Origin of the sequence: Burkholderia sp. AU45274, from assembly GCF_030482505.1 — a bacterium.
In the GTDB taxonomy this organism is placed as follows: domain Bacteria; phylum Pseudomonadota; class Gammaproteobacteria; order Burkholderiales; family Burkholderiaceae; genus Burkholderia.
The window spans coordinates 282,759-297,793 of record NZ_JAUJQE010000005.1 but is presented as its reverse complement, the minus strand read 5'-3'; the positions used below and the strand labels follow the sequence as shown (position 1 = coordinate 297,793).

The 15,035-nt window shown below is 68.2% G+C and carries 12 protein-coding genes; 6 read left to right on the top strand and 6 right to left on the bottom strand.

Annotation, left to right across the window (positions count from 1 at the left end; translation table 11 throughout):
• Positions 1 to 13: 13 nt before the first annotated feature.
• The 4 genes from QZM35_RS20430 to rsmA are packed head-to-tail and all read left to right on the top strand — an operon-like array spanning position 14 to position 5,662.
• Positions 14 to 2,374 carry an LPS-assembly protein LptD gene (locus tag QZM35_RS20430; RefSeq protein WP_089426294.1) on the top strand — a complete coding sequence of 787 codons (2,361 nt, stop codon included), beginning with the start codon at positions 14 to 16 and terminating at the stop codon, positions 2,372 to 2,374.
• Between the two features lie 51 nt (positions 2,375 to 2,425).
• The gene (locus QZM35_RS20425; RefSeq protein ID WP_301776690.1) at positions 2,426 to 3,784 is read left to right on the top strand and encodes a peptidylprolyl isomerase; all 1,359 of its coding nucleotides are present in this window, start codon (positions 2,426 to 2,428) and stop codon (positions 3,782 to 3,784) included.
• An 11-nt stretch (positions 3,785 to 3,795) separates the two neighbouring features.
• Positions 3,796 to 4,785 carry a 4-hydroxythreonine-4-phosphate dehydrogenase PdxA gene (gene pdxA, locus QZM35_RS20420; protein WP_089426292.1) on the top strand — a complete coding sequence of 330 codons (990 nt, stop codon included), beginning with the start codon at positions 3,796 to 3,798 and terminating at the stop codon, positions 4,783 to 4,785.
• A 49-nt stretch (positions 4,786 to 4,834) separates the two neighbouring features.
• Entirely contained in the window at positions 4,835 to 5,662 is an 828-nt protein-coding gene (rsmA, locus tag QZM35_RS20415; RefSeq protein ID WP_047852199.1) for a 16S rRNA (adenine(1518)-N(6)/adenine(1519)-N(6))-dimethyltransferase RsmA, read from the top strand.
• Positions 5,663 to 5,757: 95 nt separating this feature from the next.
• Here rsmA and QZM35_RS20410 read toward each other — a convergent pair whose 3' ends face one another.
• Entirely contained in the window at positions 5,758 to 6,693 is a 936-nt protein-coding gene (locus QZM35_RS20410) for a DMT family transporter (RefSeq protein ID WP_301776689.1), read from the bottom strand.
• A gap of 409 nt (positions 6,694 to 7,102) precedes the next feature.
• Here QZM35_RS20410 and gloA point away from each other — a divergent pair, with 409 nt between their 5' ends.
• On the top strand, positions 7,103 to 7,492 hold the full coding sequence (gene gloA, locus QZM35_RS20405; protein WP_089426290.1) for a lactoylglutathione lyase: 390 nt from the start codon (positions 7,103 to 7,105) through the stop codon (positions 7,490 to 7,492).
• 113 nt (positions 7,493 to 7,605) lie between these two features.
• On the opposite strand, the gene QZM35_RS20400 is transcribed toward gloA, so the two are convergent.
• Genes QZM35_RS20400 through glyQ form a run of 5 tightly spaced genes read right to left on the bottom strand, consistent with a single transcriptional unit; the run spans position 7,606 to position 13,048 of the window.
• Entirely contained in the window at positions 7,606 to 8,493 is an 888-nt protein-coding gene (locus QZM35_RS20400; protein ID WP_089431672.1) for a M48 family metallopeptidase, read from the bottom strand.
• A 46-nt stretch (positions 8,494 to 8,539) separates the two neighbouring features.
• Complete coding sequence (locus tag QZM35_RS20395; protein WP_039360052.1) at positions 8,540 to 9,304, bottom strand: 1-acyl-sn-glycerol-3-phosphate acyltransferase; 765 nt, start codon at positions 9,302 to 9,304, stop codon at positions 8,540 to 8,542.
• A gap of 43 nt (positions 9,305 to 9,347) precedes the next feature.
• Entirely contained in the window at positions 9,348 to 9,911 is a 564-nt protein-coding gene (gene gmhB, locus QZM35_RS20390; protein ID WP_089426288.1) for a D-glycero-beta-D-manno-heptose 1,7-bisphosphate 7-phosphatase, read from the bottom strand.
• Positions 9,912 to 9,921: 10 nt separating this feature from the next.
• Complete coding sequence (gene glyS, locus QZM35_RS20385; protein WP_301776688.1) at positions 9,922 to 12,021, bottom strand: glycine--tRNA ligase subunit beta; 2,100 nt, start codon at positions 12,019 to 12,021, stop codon at positions 9,922 to 9,924.
• Between the two features lie 22 nt (positions 12,022 to 12,043).
• Positions 12,044 to 13,048, bottom strand: coding sequence for a glycine--tRNA ligase subunit alpha (gene glyQ, locus QZM35_RS20380; protein WP_011885965.1), 1,005 nt, complete (start codon positions 13,046 to 13,048; stop codon positions 12,044 to 12,046).
• Positions 13,049 to 13,369: 321 nt separating this feature from the next.
• On the opposite strand from glyQ, the gene QZM35_RS20375 reads away from it, so the two are divergent.
• Positions 13,370 to 15,025: a hypothetical protein gene (locus QZM35_RS20375; RefSeq protein ID WP_301776687.1), complete on the top strand. Its 1,656-nt coding sequence runs from the start codon at positions 13,370 to 13,372 to the stop codon at positions 15,023 to 15,025.
• The last annotated feature ends 10 nt before the right edge of the window (positions 15,026 to 15,035 follow it).

Here is a 15,035-nt window from a genome sequence, read left to right as displayed (position 1 = left end):
CGCCAAACGATAGATGCCGCCCAAACCGCTATTCCCGAATGTTTTCCCCGGTGACGGGGCGCCGCGCAAACGGCGGCTCGCGCTCGCGCTCCTGGCCGTGCCCGGCCTCGTGCCGGCCGTGTCGTACGCGCAGCTGTCGGGCGCGGCCGCGCAGCCGCAGCCGCTCGACTCGCCGTGGGATCTGCGTCTCGCGCCCCAGCTCGAGGATCATCCGCTGAAGGACGGCGCGAAACCGGCCGCCTTCGTGATCGCCGACCACACGAGCGGCACGGCCGAGCAGGATCTCGCCGCGAAGGGTTCGGCCGAGCTGCGGCGCGGTGACGCCGTCGTGAAGGCCGACGCGATCCACTACGATCAGGATACCGACATGGCCGATGCGTACGGCCAGGTCAGGATCAACAATGCCGGCACGTCGTTCGCGGGCCCCGAGGCGCACCTGAAGATCGAGGCGAACCAGGGCTTCATGACGGCGCCGAAGTATCACTTCAACGTGACGGGTGGCTCGGGCAGCGCGGAACGCGTCGACATGGTCGACAACGAGCGCTCGGTGTTCGTCAACGGCACCTACACCGCGTGCCAGTGCTCGACGAACCCCGCGTGGTACATCAAGGGCAGCCGGTTCGACTTCGATACGGGCGCCGACGAAGGCACCGCGCGCAACGGCGTGCTGTTCTTCCAGGGCGTGCCGATCTTCGCGAGCCCGTGGATGACGTTCCCGCTGTCGGGCGAGCGGCGCAGCGGCCTGCTGCCGCCGACGTTCTCGATGGACTCGAAGAATGGCTTCGAGTTGACGCTGCCGTACTACTTCAACATCGCACCGAATCGCGACCTGACGCTCACGCCGCGCATCATCTCGCGGCGCGGCGTGATGGCCGAGGCGACGTTCCGCTACCTGTCGCCGTCGTATTCGGGCACGTTTACGGCCAATTACCTGCCGGATGACCGGCTCGCGCACCGCAACCGCTACGCGATCTACTGGCAGCACCAGCAGAATTTCGGCGGCGGCTTCGGCGGCTACGTCTACTACAACAAGGTCTCGGACAACACGTATCCCGAAGACCTCGGGTCGGCGAACCAGTTCATCAACGGCACGCAGACGCTGTACCAGCAGGAAGCCGGTGTCACGTACAACAACGGCCCCTGGTCGGTGCTCGCGCGCTACCAGCACTGGCAGACGCTGCCGCCGTCGATCGCGCCGTACAGCCGCGAGCCGCAGTTGAACGTGAAGTACACGAAGTACAACGTCGGCGGCTTCGACTTCGGCGCGGAAGCCGACTATTCGCGGTTCCGCATCACGACGGCCGATGCGACGGAAGGCGACCGGATCGTCTTCAATCCGTACATTGCGTACGGCGTGTACGGCCCCGGCTACTTCGTCGTGCCGAAGGTCCAGTACCACTTCGCGTCGTACGACCTGAACTACCTGTCGTCGACCACGCCGAACAGCCCGAAGCGCTTCACCGAGTCGATCCCGACCGTGAGCTTCGATACGGGGCTGATCTTCGACCGCTCGGTGCGCCTGTTCGGCCAGGACTTCATCCAGACCCTCGAGCCGCGCCTGTACTACGTGTACACGCCGTATCGCGACCAGTCGAACGCACCGCTGTTCGACACCGCGGAGTCGGACTTCGGCCTCGCGGAGATCTACCAGCCGAACACGTTCGTCGGCAACGACCGGATCGCCGATGCGAACCGGATCACGGCCGGCCTCACGTCGCGCTTCATCGATCCGCGCACCGGCGACGAGCGTGCGCGTTTCGTGATCGCGCAGCAGTACTATTTCGCCGATCAGCGTGTCACGCTGAATTCCGGGCAGTCCGCCGTGCAGGCGCGTCACTCCGACCTGATCGTCGGCGCCGCGCTGAAGCTCGGCTCGGGCTTCATGTCGGAGACGGCGTTCCAGTACAACCAGAACAACAACCAGCTCGTGAAGTCGAGCGTCGGTTTCGGCTACAGCCCGGGCGAGCGCCGCGTGATCAACGTCGGCTACCGCTACACGCGATCGAACACCACGCTCGACAACCAGCCGATCAACCAGTTCCTGGTGTCCGCGCAATGGCCGCTCACGCGCCGCCTGTATGCGATCGGCCGCTTCAACTACGACCTCGCCGGCGATCGCGTGGTCGACGGTCTGGTCGGCTTACAATACGACGCGGACTGCTGGGCGCTCGGGGTCGGGGTGCAACGGGCGGCGAACGGCATCAATTCGTCGGGACAGCAGAGTTCGTCGACGCGAGTCATGATGCAGCTGACGCTCAAGGGCCTGTCGACCGTCGACAACGGCCTCGTGTCGGCGTTCCGCGCCGGGGTGCCGGGCTACACGCCGCTGCCGCCGCCGCCGCCGCCGATGTCCCGCTTCAGCAACTACGAGTAACGCCGGCTTGTCTGCACCGGTCAGCACGATTTCAATGGAGTTCCAGTGGCAATGAAGAAAACCCTTCGTTTCGCGGCAGTCGTGTCCAGCCTCGCTGCGGCCTCCGCGCTGCTCGCCGCCGCGCCGGCCACGGCGCAGGCGCTCGGTTCGCAAGGTGCGCAGCTCGCCGACGAAGTCGTCGCGGTCGTCAACAACGACGTGATCACGGGCCGCGAACTCGACCAGCGTGCCGGCCTGATCGCGCGCCGGCTGCAGCAGCAGAACGCACCGGTGCCGCCGACCGACCAGTTGCGCGCGCAGGTGCTGAACCAGATGGTGCTCGAGCGTATCCAGGTGCAGAAGGCCAAGGACGACGGGATCCGCATCGACGATGCGACCGTGCAGGCCACGCTGCAGCGTCTCGCGCAGGCGAACGGCATGACGCTCGAGCAGTACCGCGCGCGTCTCGAGGCGCAAGGCGTGCCCTGGAGCATCTTCACGAGCGACGCGCGTACCGAACTGATGCTGTCGAAGCTGCGCGAGCGCGAGGTCGACGGCAAGATCACCGTGTCGGACGCCGAGGTCGCGAACTACATCGCGAGCCAGCGCGGGCCGAGTGCGTCGCAACAGCAGGACCTGCGCTTCCAGCACATCTTCATCAAGGCGCCGACCAACGCGCCGCAGGCCGACATCGAAGCCGCGCAGAAGAAGGCTGACGCGCTGCTGCAGCAGGCGAAGTCGGGCGCTGATTTCGAGAAGCTCGCGAAGAGCAATTCGGAAGCGAACGACGCGAAGAAGGGGGGCGACCTCGGCTTCAAGGCGCCGAGCGCGCTGCCGGCCGACGTCGTCGACGCCGCATCGAAGCTGCGCCCGGGCCAGGTCAACCCGACGCTGATCCGCGTGCCGGACGGCTTCGAGATCGTGCGCCTCGTCGATCGTCGCCAGAGCCAGGGCGCGTCCGCCGCGGCACCGAAGATCGTCCAGACGCACGTACGCCACATCCTGTTGCGCGTGGGCGAAGGCAAGTCGGAAGGCCAGGCGCGCCAGCAACTGGCCGACATCCGCAACCAGGTCGAGGCCGGCGGCGATTTCGCGAAGTTCGCGCGCACCTACTCGCAGGACGGTTCGGCGTCGCAAGGCGGCGATCTCGGCTGGATCAGCCCGGGCGAGACCGTGCCGGAATTCGAGCGCGCGATGAACAACCTGCAGGACGGCCAGGTCAGCCAGCCGATCCGTACCGAGTACGGCTATCACCTGATCCAGGTGCTGAGCCGCCGCGAAGCGGAAGGCTCGGTGCAGCAGCAGATGGATATCGCGCGTCAGGCGATCGGCCAGCGCAAGGCCGAGCAGGCCTATGCCGACTGGCTGCGCGAGCTGCGCGATTCGTCGTACGTGCAGTACAAGATCGGCGGCGTCGGCCCGGCGAACTGAGCGAGCTTCAGATGACCGCACCCGCGCTGCAGATCGCGATCACGACTGGCGAACCCGCGGGGGTCGGCCCGGAGTTGACCGTGCAGGCGCTGCGTGATGCCGCGCAGCGCTGGCCCGATGCGCATTTCACCGTGCTCGGCGATGCGGCGCTGCTCGATGCGCGCGCGGCGGCCGTCGGCGCCGACCGGGCCACGCTGGCCGGCAGCGGGCCGGTGTCGGTCGCGCATCACGCGCTCGCCGTGCCCGTGCAGGCGGGCAAGCTGGACGCCGCGAACGGCCCGTATGTGCTCGGGTTGCTCGACGCGGCGATCGACGGTGCGCTGGCAGGCCGGTACGATGCGATCGTCACCGCGCCGCTGCAGAAGAGCACCATCAACGATGCGGGCGTGCCGTTCACCGGCCATACCGAATACCTGGCGGAGCGCACGCATACGCCGCGGGTCGTGATGATGCTGGCCGGTACCGGCCACCAGCCGCTGCGCGTCGCGCTCGCGACCACGCACCTGCCGCTGAAGGACGTGTCCGCCGCACTTACGGTCGACGGGCTCGTCGAGACACTCGCGATCATCGATCGCGACCTGCGGCGCGACTTTGGTCTCGCCGCACCGCGCATTCTCGTGACGGGCCTGAACCCGCACGCGGGCGAGAACGGCTATCTCGGCCGCGAGGAGATCGACGTGATCTCGCCGGCGCTGGCCCGCGCGAACGCGCAGGGCATCGACGCGCGCGGCCCGTATCCGGCCGACACGCTGTTCCAGCCGCGCCATCTCGCGGACGCCGATTGCGTGCTCGCGATGTTCCATGACCAGGGCCTGCCCGTGCTGAAGTATGCGACGTTCGGCGAGGGCATCAACGTGACGCTCGGGCTGCCGATCATCCGGACGTCGGTCGATCACGGCACGGCACTCGATCTGGCCGGCACCGGCCGCGCGGATCCGGGCAGCATGATCGCCGCGCTCGACACGGCCGTCACGATGGCGCGTCATCGCCGCACGGCCTGACGCGGCCCGGCTTCACCTCTTTCGTCGTATTTTTCGTTTTACTCAGTCGATGTCGAACAGCAGACAGCACCAAGGCCATTTCGCGCGCAAGCGCTTCGGGCAGAACTTCCTCGTCGATCACGGCGTGATCGACTCGATCGTCTCGACGATCGGCCCCGCGCGCGGCCAGCGCATGGTCGAGATCGGCCCCGGGCTCGGCGCACTGACCGAGCCGCTGATCGAGCGCCTCGCGACGCCCGAGTCGCCGCTGCATGCGGTCGAGCTCGACCGCGACCTGATCGGGCGCCTGCAGCAACGCTTCGGCGCGCTGCTCGAACTGCATGCCGGCGACGCGCTCGCGTTCGACTTCCGGTCGCTTGCGGCGCCCGGCGACAAGCCGTCGCTGCGGATCGTCGGCAACCTGCCGTACAACATTTCCAGCCCGCTGCTGTTTCACCTGATGACGTTCGCCGATGCGGTCATCGACCAGCATTTCATGTTGCAGAACGAAGTCGTCGAGCGGATGGTCGCGGAGCCGGGCACGAAGGCGTTTTCGCGTCTGTCGGTGATGCTGCAGTACCGCTACGTGATGGAGAAGATGCTCGACGTGCCGCCGGAATCGTTCCAGCCGCCGCCGAAGGTCGATTCGGCGATCGTCCGGATGATTCCGTACGAACCGCATGAACTGCCGGACGTCGATCCCGTGCTGCTCGGCGAAATCGTCACCGCCGCGTTCTCGCAGCGCCGCAAGATGCTGCGCAATACGCTCGGCGACTATCGCGAGACGATCGATTTCGACGCGCTCGGCTTCGATCTCGCACGTCGTGCGGAGGATGTGAGCGTGGCCGAATACGTCGGCGTCGCGCAGGCGCTCGCGGCGGTGCGCAAGGCCGGTTGAGGCCGGTCACGCGAGCCGGACCGGATGGGAACAAGAGGCTGCCCTGCGAGGCAGCCTTTTTTATTGCGTGGGTGCGCGCGTGCTGCGCCGGGTCGTCAAGCCCGCCGGCGCGGCGGCGCGTTGACGAGCGCGATGCCGGTCAGCACGAGCGCGGCCGCGGACATGAAGCGCCAGCCGACCGATTCGCCGAGCAGCAGCACGCCGAACGCGACGCCGAACAGCGGCGACAGGAACGTGAAGACGGACAGCCGCGACGCACTGTAGCGCGTCAGCAGCCAGAACCACGACAGGTAGCTGACGAACGCGACGATCACCGACTGGTATGCGAGGCTTGCCACCGCAACCGGCGTGACGTGCGCAAACGACATCTGGCCGAACAGGGCGGCAAGCGCGACCAGCACGACCGCCGATACCGCGAGCTGGTAGAACAGCGTCTTGCTTGCACTCGCCCGCGCGAGCGCCGTCGAGCGCACGACGACCGTCGTCGCGGCCCACATCGCGCCGCCGAGGATCCCGAGCGCGTCGCCGGCGAGCCCGGCCAGCACCGATGCGCCGGGTGCGCGCGGTTTCAGGAAGCCGTCCGCGAATGCGAGCGCGATGCCGGCGAATGCCAGGCCGACGCCGGCCCACTGCGTGCGCTGCAGCCGTTCGCCCGGGGCGAACAGGTGCAGGCCGAGCGCGGTGAAGCAGGGCGCCGTGTACAGGAAGATCGCCATGTGCGACGCACTCGTCAGCGTCAGCCCGAAGAACACGCAGATGAATTCGCCGGCGAACAGTGCCCCGGCCGCGAGGCCCGCGCCGAACGTGCCGTCTGCCTGGAACAGCGGCGTACCGCGCGAGCGGGCCCAGCCCCACAGCAGCACCGCCGCGATCACCGAGCGCAGCCCGGCCTGGAACATCGGCGCAATCGCGGCGTTCGTGCTCTTGATCGCGACCTGCTGGAAGCCCCAGATCGCGCACAGCAGCAGCATCAGGCCGACGGCGCGCATGTCGAGCGCGCGGCGCATGGGGACGGCGGCGAGCGTGGTCATCGGCGAGCCTCGCCGGTTCGGCGCGGCGGCTGCAAGGTCGGGAGGGCGGCGCATCCGGCGCGCTCGAATCGGCGGTTTCGCACGGCAGTGTGGCTGTCTCGGGGAAGGAGTGGTCGCGTTCGGGCAGTGGGTCGCATGCCCGTTTTTGGTGCGAGGTGGAAGGATGTTACCCGATCGGCGCAATAGCCGGGCGAGCCGGATCGTGCCGTTTTACGCCGTCGTGCTCGCGCCGGTTGGCGACGATGGGCCATATCGGCCGCGTTCGGGCGAGGCGCCTCCTGCTGGTCGCCCATGGATGGCCCCGGCTAAGTGTCCCCGGCTAGGCGCCCCCGGCTAGGCGCCCCCGGCGAAATTCACCCGACTCTGGTAGAGTTCCCGGTTCTGGAAAGTCCCCACAGGAGTACAACACATGCGATTGCTGCATACGATGCTGCGAGTCGGCGATCTCGACCGCTCGATCAAGTTCTACACCGAATTGCTCGGCATGAAGGTGCTGCGCCGCGACGACTATCCGGAAGGCAAGTTCACGCTCGCATTCGTCGGCTACGGCGATGAAAGCGACAACACGGTGATCGAGCTGACCCATAACTGGGATACGCCGGCCTACGATCTCGGCAACGGCTTCGGCCACCTCGCGCTCGAAGTCGACGATGCGTACAAGGCCTGCGAGCAGATCAAGGCGCAAGGCGGCAAGGTCACGCGCGAAGCGGGCCCGATGAAGCACGGCACGACCGTGATCGCGTTCGTCGAGGATCCGGACGGCTACAAGATCGAGTTCATCCAGAAGAAGGCTCAGTGAGCGTCGGATGAGCGGACTGCAGCGTGCGATGTGCGCCGCGGCAGCAAAAAAGGGCGATGCGGGGTGATCCGCATCGCCCTTTTTCGTTGGCGGAGACGCCGACGCCGTGCGCATCAGAGCGACGGCAGCAACTCGGGCGGGTGATGCTTGAGCGTGTGCCGTGCTTCGCGGAACTCGGGGAAGATCGATTCGACGGTCTGCCAGAAGGCCGGGCTGTGGTTCATTTCGCGCAGGTGCGACAGCTCGTGCGCGACGACGTAGTCGATGATCGACATCGGGAAATGGATCAGCCGCCAGTTCAGCCGGATCTTTCCGTCGCTCGAGCAGCTGCCCCAGCGCGTCGCGGCCGACGACAGCGCGTACATCGAATACGTGACCCCGAGTTTCTCTGCGTAGACCGCGAGGCGTTCGCCGAAGATCCGCTTGGCTTCGCCCTGCAGCCAGCCCTGCACGCGATCCTTGATCTGCTGCATGTCGGCCTGCACGGGCAGCGGCAGCGAGAGCCGCAGAGCATCGACATCGAACGCGACGGCGCCCGCGCCGAGCGCGATCGTCACTGTCTTGCCGAGATAGGGAAGCGCCGCGCCGTCGCGCCAGTCGATCTGCGGCAGCGCGCGCTGCTCGGTGCGCGTCTTCCACTCCGCGAGCTTCGCGAAGATCCAGCGCTGTTTCTCGGAGATCGCGGCTTCGATGTCGGCGAGGGTGACCCAGCGCGGCGCGGTGATCGACAGCCCGCTGCCGTCGATCGTGAAGCCGATCGTGCGGCGCGCGGAGCGCTTCAGGCGGTATTCGAGCACGCGGCTGTCGAGTGCGAACGTGCGCACGCGCGAGCGGTCGGGTGCCGGGCCTGGATCGAGGGGCGCCGCGGGTGCCGCTTCGGGCGGCGCCGGCGGCGTGGCGGGCGCCGACGGTGCGGCGGCCGGCCCGTCGAAGAGCGGCAGGTCCATCTGGCGATGATCGAGGGCCACGACGGCAGGCCGTGGCCGCGGACGCTGTTTCATCAGTTCGCTTCTTTTTGTCGTACGCAACGGCTGCAACCTGGGGGCGTCAGACACGCGCGGCATCGCGCGTGCCCGCATTGCCCGCCTGGCGATACGAATCGGGATCGATCCGGCGCATTTCCGCTTCGATCCATGCTTCGACCTGCGAGTTCAATGCATCGGGCGTCAGCCCCTCGCTGGGAATCGGCTTGCCGATCGACACGGTGACGACGCCCGGGAATTTCGTGAACGAGTTGCGCGGCCACACCCGACCTGCATTGTGCGCGATTGGCACGACCGGTGCGCCGGTTTCGATCGCGAAGCGCGCGCCGCCCGTCTTGTACTTGCCTTGCTTGCCGACCGGCGTGCGCGTGCCTTCCGGGAACATGATCATCCATGCGCCTTCCGACAGGCGCTTCTTGCCCTGGCGGATCACCGACGTGAACGCGTTCTTGCCTTCCTTGCGGTTGATGTTGACCATGTGCAGCATCCCGAGCGCCCAGCCGAAGAACGGCACGTACAGCAGCTCGCGCTTGAACACGTAGCAAAGCGGCCTCGGCATCAGCGCCGGGAACGCGAGCGTCTCCCACGCGGACTGGTGCTTCGACAGCAGCACCGCCGGGCCGTCGGGCAGGTTCTCGTACCCTTCGATCCGGTAGCGGATGCCGTTCAGCCAGCGCACGACCCACAGCGTCGACTTGCACCAGCCGGCGGCCATCCAGTAGCGCGCGTCGGAACGCATGAACGGAAAGGCGATGAAGCACGCGGTGGCGTACGGCACCGTGTACAGGACGAAGTAGATCAGCAGCAGCAGGGAGCGGACGAAGCGCATCGGCGTAAGTCTGGCGTTAGGGAGGATGCGCGCGGCGGCTGCATCACTCGTGTTCGTGTGAAAGGAAATCGAGCGCGAACGCGCGCAGGTCGTCGTGGACCTTCGTGCCGGGCGGCAGGTTGCCGGCGGCGAGCGTTTTCTTGCCCTTGCCGGTGAGCACGAGGTGCGGCTGGAAGCCGACCGCGACGCCGGCCTGCAGGTCGCGCAGCGAATCGCCGACGACCGGCGTGTGATCGGGATCGATCTCGAAGCGCTCGGCGATCATCTGCATCATGCCGGGTTTCGGCTTGCGGCAGTCGCAGTGATCCTCGGCCGTGTGCGGGCAGAAGAACACCGCGTCGATGCGTGCGCCGACCGCGGCCGCCGCGCGATGCATCTTCAGATGCATCTCGTTGAGGGCGGCCATGTCGAACAGCCCGCGACCGATGCCGGACTGGTTGGTCGCGACCACCACGCGATACCCCGCGTGGTTGAGCCGGGCGATCGCCTCGAGGGCGCCGGGCAGCGCGATCCATTCGTCGGGCGTCTTGATGAACGCATCCGAATCGACGTTGATCACGCCGTCCCGGTCGAGGACGACGAGCTTGCGGTTGGGGCTGGTCGGCATCGTGCGGCCCTTATGCGGCGAGCTTCGAGATGTCGGCGACGCAGTTCATCTGCTGGTGCAGCGCGGACAGCAGCGCGAGTCGGTTCGCGCGCAGTGCCGGATCTTCCGCGTTGACCATCACGTCGTTGAAGAACGTGTCGACCGGTGCGCGCAGCGCGGCGAGCGCCGACAGCGCGCCCGTGTACGCACGCGCCTCGAGCTGCGACTGCACGTGCGGCGTCACGGCCGCGAGCTGTTCGTGCAGCGCCTTCTCGGCGGCCTCGACGAGCAGCGTCGGCTGCACCGTGCCGTTCGCGCCGCCTTCCGACTTCTTCAGGATGTTCGAGATCCGCTTGTTCGCGGCCGCGAGCGCTTCGGCTTCCGCGAGGCGCGTGAACTCGCGCACCGCGTCGAGGCGCGCGACGAGATCGTCGACACGCGTCGGGTTCAGGCTCAGCACCGCGTCGATTTCACCGGCCGAGTAGCCGCGCTCGCGCAACAGGCCGCGCAGGCGGTCCATGAAGAACGCGAGGATCGCATCGGTCGATTCGGCCACGCCCGGCACGCCTTCGAAGCGTGCATGGGCCGTGCGCAGCAGCGACACGAGATCGAGCGGCAGCTGCTTCTCGAGCAGCAGGCGCAGCACGCCGAGCGCGTGGCGGCGCAGCGCGAACGGATCCTTCTCGCCGGTCGGCGCGAGGCCGATGCCCCAGATGCCGACGATCGTCTCGAGCTTGTCGGCCAGCGCGACGGCGGTCGACACGGGCGTGGTCGGCAGTGCGTCGCCGGAGAAGCGCGGCTGGTAGTGCTCGGCGCAGGCGAGCGCGACGTCGTCGGCTTCGCCGTCGTGGCGCGCGTAGTACGTGCCCATCGTGCCCTGCAGTTCCGGGAACTCGCCGACCATGTCGGTCAGCAGGTCGGCCTTCGCGAGACGCGCGGCGCGCTTCGCGTGCGTGGCGTCGGCGCCGATCGCGGGGGCGATCTCGCCGGCCAGCGCCTCGAGGCGCTCGACGCGTGCGAGCGCCGAACCGAGCTTGTTGTGATACACGACGTTCGCGAGCTGCGGCACGCGGTCGGCGAGCGGCTTCTTCTTGTCCTGCTCGAAGAAGAACTTCGCATCGGCGAGGCGCGGGCGCACGACGCGCTCGTTGCCTTCGATGATCTCGCCCGGCGTCTTCGTCTCGATGTTCGACACGATCAGGAAGCGCGAGCGCAGCTTGCCGGCGACGTCGGTCAGCGCGAAGTACTTCTGGTTGGTTTGCATCGTGAGGATCAGGCATTCCTGCGGGACCTGCAGGAATTCGTCCTCGAAGCGGCACGGGTAGACGACAGGCCATTCGACCAGCGACGTCACTTCGTCGAGCAGCGACTCGGGCATCACGACGGTATCGCCGTTCGCGTGCTCGTTCAGCTGCGTGCGGATCGTTTCGCGGCGATCGGCGAAGTGCGCGATCACGCGGCCCTTGTCGCGCAGCGTGTCGGCGTAGCTGCGCGCATGCTGGATCGCGACGAGGCCGTCGGACAGGAAGCGGTGGCCGAGCGTGGTGTCACCGGCGTCGACGCCGAATGCGGTGACGGGCACGATGCGATCGTCGTGCAGCACCGTCAGGCGATGCACGGGGCGCACGAACTTCACGTCGGAGCCGTCCGGGCGCTGGTAGGTCATCACCTTCGGGATCGGCAGCTTCTCGAGCGTTTCGTCGAGCGCGGCCTGCAGGCCGTCGGCGAGCGTCGCGCCGGCTGCCGAATAGTTGAGGAAGAACGCTTCGGCCTTGCCGTCCTGGGCGCGCTCGAGATCGGCGATCGACAGGTTCGGGTGGCCGAGCGCCGCGAGCTTCTTCGCGAGCGGCGCGGTCGGCTTGCCTTCGGCGTCGAGCGCGACCGACACGGGCAGGACCTTTTCGCGGACCTGCTTTTCAGGGGCGACGGCGCGCACGTTCTGCACGACGACGGCGAGGCGGCGCGGCGTGGCGTAGCGTTCGAACACGAGTTCGCCTTCGATGAGGTCGCGCGCCGCGAGGCGTTGCGCGAGACCTTCGGCGAATGCGTCGCCGAGGCGCGCGAGAGCCTTCGGCGGCAGCTCTTCGGTCAGCAGTTCGACGAGCAGGGGGGCGGGATGATTGTGCGTCATGTTTGGAGTGAATCTCGTCTCGTCAGTCCTGATCGATCTTGCGTTCGACCTTGAGCGGCGGCGCCCACGCCGGCTGTGCGGCGTCCTGGGCGTCGGTGGTGAGGCCCGGCACGCCCGGCGGGTTGCCGAGCATCGGGAAGCCGAGCTTCTCGCGCGAGTCGTAGTAAGCCTGCGCGACGAGACGCGACAGCGCGCGGATGCGGCCGATGTATGCCGCGCGCTCGGTGACCGAGATCGCGCCGCGCGCATCGAGCAGGTTGAACGTGTGGCCGGCCTTCAGCACGAGCTCGTACGCGGGCAGCGCGAGCTGCGCGTCGATCATCTTCTTCGCTTCCGCTTCGTAGCTGTTGAAGAACGTGAACAGCAGGTCGACGTTCGCGTGCTCGAAGTTGTAGGTCGATTGCTCGACCTCGTTCTGGTGGTAGACGTCGCCGTACGACAGGCGGCGCAGCTCGGGGCCGTTCGGGCCTTGCTCCTCCCACTCGGTCCACACGAGGTCGTACACGTTCTCGACCTTCTGCAGGTACATCGCGAGGCGCTCGAGGCCGTACGTGATCTCGCCGAGCACCGGCTTGCAGTCGAGGCCGCCGACCTGCTGGAAATACGTGAACTGCGTGACTTCCATCCCGTTCAGCCACACTTCCCAGCCGAGGCCCCACGCGCCGAGCGTCGGGTTTTCCCAGTCGTCCTCGACGAACCGTACGTCGTTCTGCTGCAGGTCGAAGCCGAGCGCCTCGAGCGAGCCGAGGTACAGGTCGAGGATGTTTTCCGGCGCCGGCTTGAGCACGACCTGGTACTGGTAGTAGTGCTGCAGGCGGTTCGGGTTCTCGCCGTAACGGCCGTCCTTCGGGCGGCGCGACGGCTGCACGTACGCGGCGCGCCACGGCTCGGGGCCGACCGCGCGCAGGAACGTGTGGACGTGCGAGGTGCCCGCGCCGACTTCCATGTCGATGGGCTGGAGCAGGGCGCAACCCTGCTTGTCCCAGTAGGACTGCAGCGTCAGGATGATTTGCTGAAACGTAAGCATGAAGAGCCTTCGTGGCGCTGGCGCTCCGTTGCGGGCGGCGCTCCGGGCGGGGCCCGGAGGGTCGGCTCGCGCGGCGGCGCGGCTTGTTAGTGTGCTGAAACGCGTAATTTTACCGGATCGGCGAGCGGATGCGGCCGGAACGCGGGCGGGCACACCGTCGGCCCCGTCCGGGCGGCCCGCACGGGCGTGACCGATGCCCGCCGGGCGGCCGCGCGCGGCCTGTCGTGACGCGCGTGCCGCGCGGCTTCGCGCGGGCGTTAAGATGCGCGTATTGCGGTGCGCGCGACGCGTGCCGCGCCACCGCTAGCCGATTCCGACTGCATGGACGATCCGACCGATATCCTCATTCCGCTGCTTCCGCCCTTCCTCGCGCTGCTCGGGCAGGCCGCCGATGCGCAGGCGCGCGGCGAGCACGCCGCGCACGATCTGTGGCTTGCCGCCGCCGCGCATCTGCATGCGGTCGACGCCGACGCGCTCGCGCAACTCACCGGCGCGCTCGTCTCGCGGCAGCGTACGGCCGATGCGCTCGCGCTCGCCGAATGCGCGGCGCGCGTGCAACCGGGCGCGACCGCGTACTTCAATCACGGCTACGTACTGCAGATGGCGGGCCGCCACGCGGACGCCGTGGCGCCGTATCGCGCGGCGCTGGCGCTCGATGCCGACCGGCCATCGCTGCGCAACAACCTCGCGATCGCGCTGCGGCTGTCGGGTAGCGGCCGCGCGGAGGAGATCGCGCTGCTCGAAGCGGCGGTGCGCTTCGATCCACGCGACGTGCAGGCGTGGATCAATCTCGTCGTCGCGCGGCTCGCGACGCACGACCTGGACGCCGCGCTCGCGTGCGCGGCGCGGCTCGTCGAGCTCGCGCCCGACAACGCGCTCGCGATGAACAACGTCGCGCTGGCGATGAAGGAGGCGCAGCGCTGGGACGACGCCGAGCGCTACGCGGCGCGCGCGTGCGAGCTGGCGCCCGACGACGCGTCGTTCCGCTTCAACCTGGCAATCATCCAGCTCGTGCGCGGCAACGTCGCGGCCGGCTGGCGCGGCCACGAGGCGCGCTGGGACGGCGCGGGCGAGTTGCGCGGCCGCCGGCCGGTGCTGCCGGGCCCGCGCTGGCAGGGCGAGCCGCTCGCCGGCAAGACGCTGCTCGTGTGGGGCGAGCAGGGGCTCGGCGACGTACTGCAGTTCTGCCGCTTCGTCGCGCCGCTCGCCGAGCGCGTGCATCGCGAGGGCGGCCGGCTCATCTGGAATACGTTCCCGCTGGTGGGCACGCTGATGCAGCGCAGCCTCGGCGCGCATGCGGACGCATTCAGCGCGGGCGGCGGCATCGAATTGCTGCCGGCCTTCGATTACGAAGTGCCGCTGATCGGCCTGCCGCTGATGCTCGGCATGGAAGCGTCGACACTCGCGTCGTCGGTGCCCTACCTGCGGGCCGATCCGCATGCGCGCGAGGCGTGGCGCGCGCGACTCGCGGGCGACCGCCGGCTGAAGGTCGGGCTCGTGTGGACGGGCAGCGCGGGGCACCAGCGCAATCCGTTCCGGCGGGTCGGGCTCGAGCGCTATGCCGACGCGTTCCGCGGGATCGACGACGTCGCGTTTTTTTCGCTGCAGCCGGGCGCGAACGCGGATGTCGAGGCGGCGCGCGCGGCGGGCTTCGCGATCGAGGATGTCACGGCGGAACTGACGAGCTTCGACGATACGGCCGCGTTCATCGGCGCGCTGGATCTGGTGATCACCGTGTGCACGTCGGTCGCGCACCTGGCGGGTGCGCTCGGCGCGCGCACCTGGGTGCTGCTCGACGTGAATCCGCACTGGCCGTGGCTGCTCGAACGCAAGGACAGCCCGTGGTACCCGACCGCGACGTTGTACCGGCAACCGGTGTTCGGCGCGTGGGCGCCGGTGATGGAGGAGGTGAGCCGCGACCTGCGGCGTCTGGCCGCGCAGCCGGTTCAATCGGAGGAGTCGACCCGGCAGGCTTGAGCGGCCGGCC

Excerpts from the sequence above, each read along its gene's own strand:
- gmhB (WP_089426288.1), bottom strand. The coding sequence starts at position 9,911 with ATGCCGACCAGCCCCAACCGCAAGCTCGTCGTCCTCGACCGGGACGGC.
- pdxA (WP_089426292.1), top strand. The coding sequence starts at position 3,796 with ATGACCGCACCCGCGCTGCAGATCGCGATCACGACTGGCGAACCCGCG.
- QZM35_RS20430 (WP_089426294.1), top strand. The coding sequence starts at position 14 with ATGCCGCCCAAACCGCTATTCCCGAATGTTTTCCCCGGTGACGGGGCG.
- QZM35_RS20400 (WP_089431672.1), bottom strand. The coding sequence starts at position 8,493 with ATGAAACAGCGTCCGCGGCCACGGCCTGCCGTCGTGGCCCTCGATCAT.
- glyQ (WP_011885965.1), bottom strand. The coding sequence starts at position 13,048 with ATGCTTACGTTTCAGCAAATCATCCTGACGCTGCAGTCCTACTGGGAC.
- rsmA (WP_047852199.1), top strand. The coding sequence starts at position 4,835 with ATGTCGAACAGCAGACAGCACCAAGGCCATTTCGCGCGCAAGCGCTTC.
- glyS (WP_301776688.1), bottom strand. The coding sequence starts at position 12,021 with ATGACGCACAATCATCCCGCCCCCCTGCTCGTCGAACTGCTGACCGAA.
- QZM35_RS20410 (WP_301776689.1), bottom strand. The coding sequence starts at position 6,693 with ATGACCACGCTCGCCGCCGTCCCCATGCGCCGCGCGCTCGACATGCGC.
- QZM35_RS20395 (WP_039360052.1), bottom strand. The coding sequence starts at position 9,304 with ATGCGCTTCGTCCGCTCCCTGCTGCTGCTGATCTACTTCGTCCTGTAC.
- QZM35_RS20425 (WP_301776690.1), top strand. The coding sequence starts at position 2,426 with ATGAAGAAAACCCTTCGTTTCGCGGCAGTCGTGTCCAGCCTCGCTGCG.
- gloA (WP_089426290.1), top strand. The coding sequence starts at position 7,103 with ATGCGATTGCTGCATACGATGCTGCGAGTCGGCGATCTCGACCGCTCG.
- QZM35_RS20375 (WP_301776687.1), top strand. The coding sequence starts at position 13,370 with ATGGACGATCCGACCGATATCCTCATTCCGCTGCTTCCGCCCTTCCTC.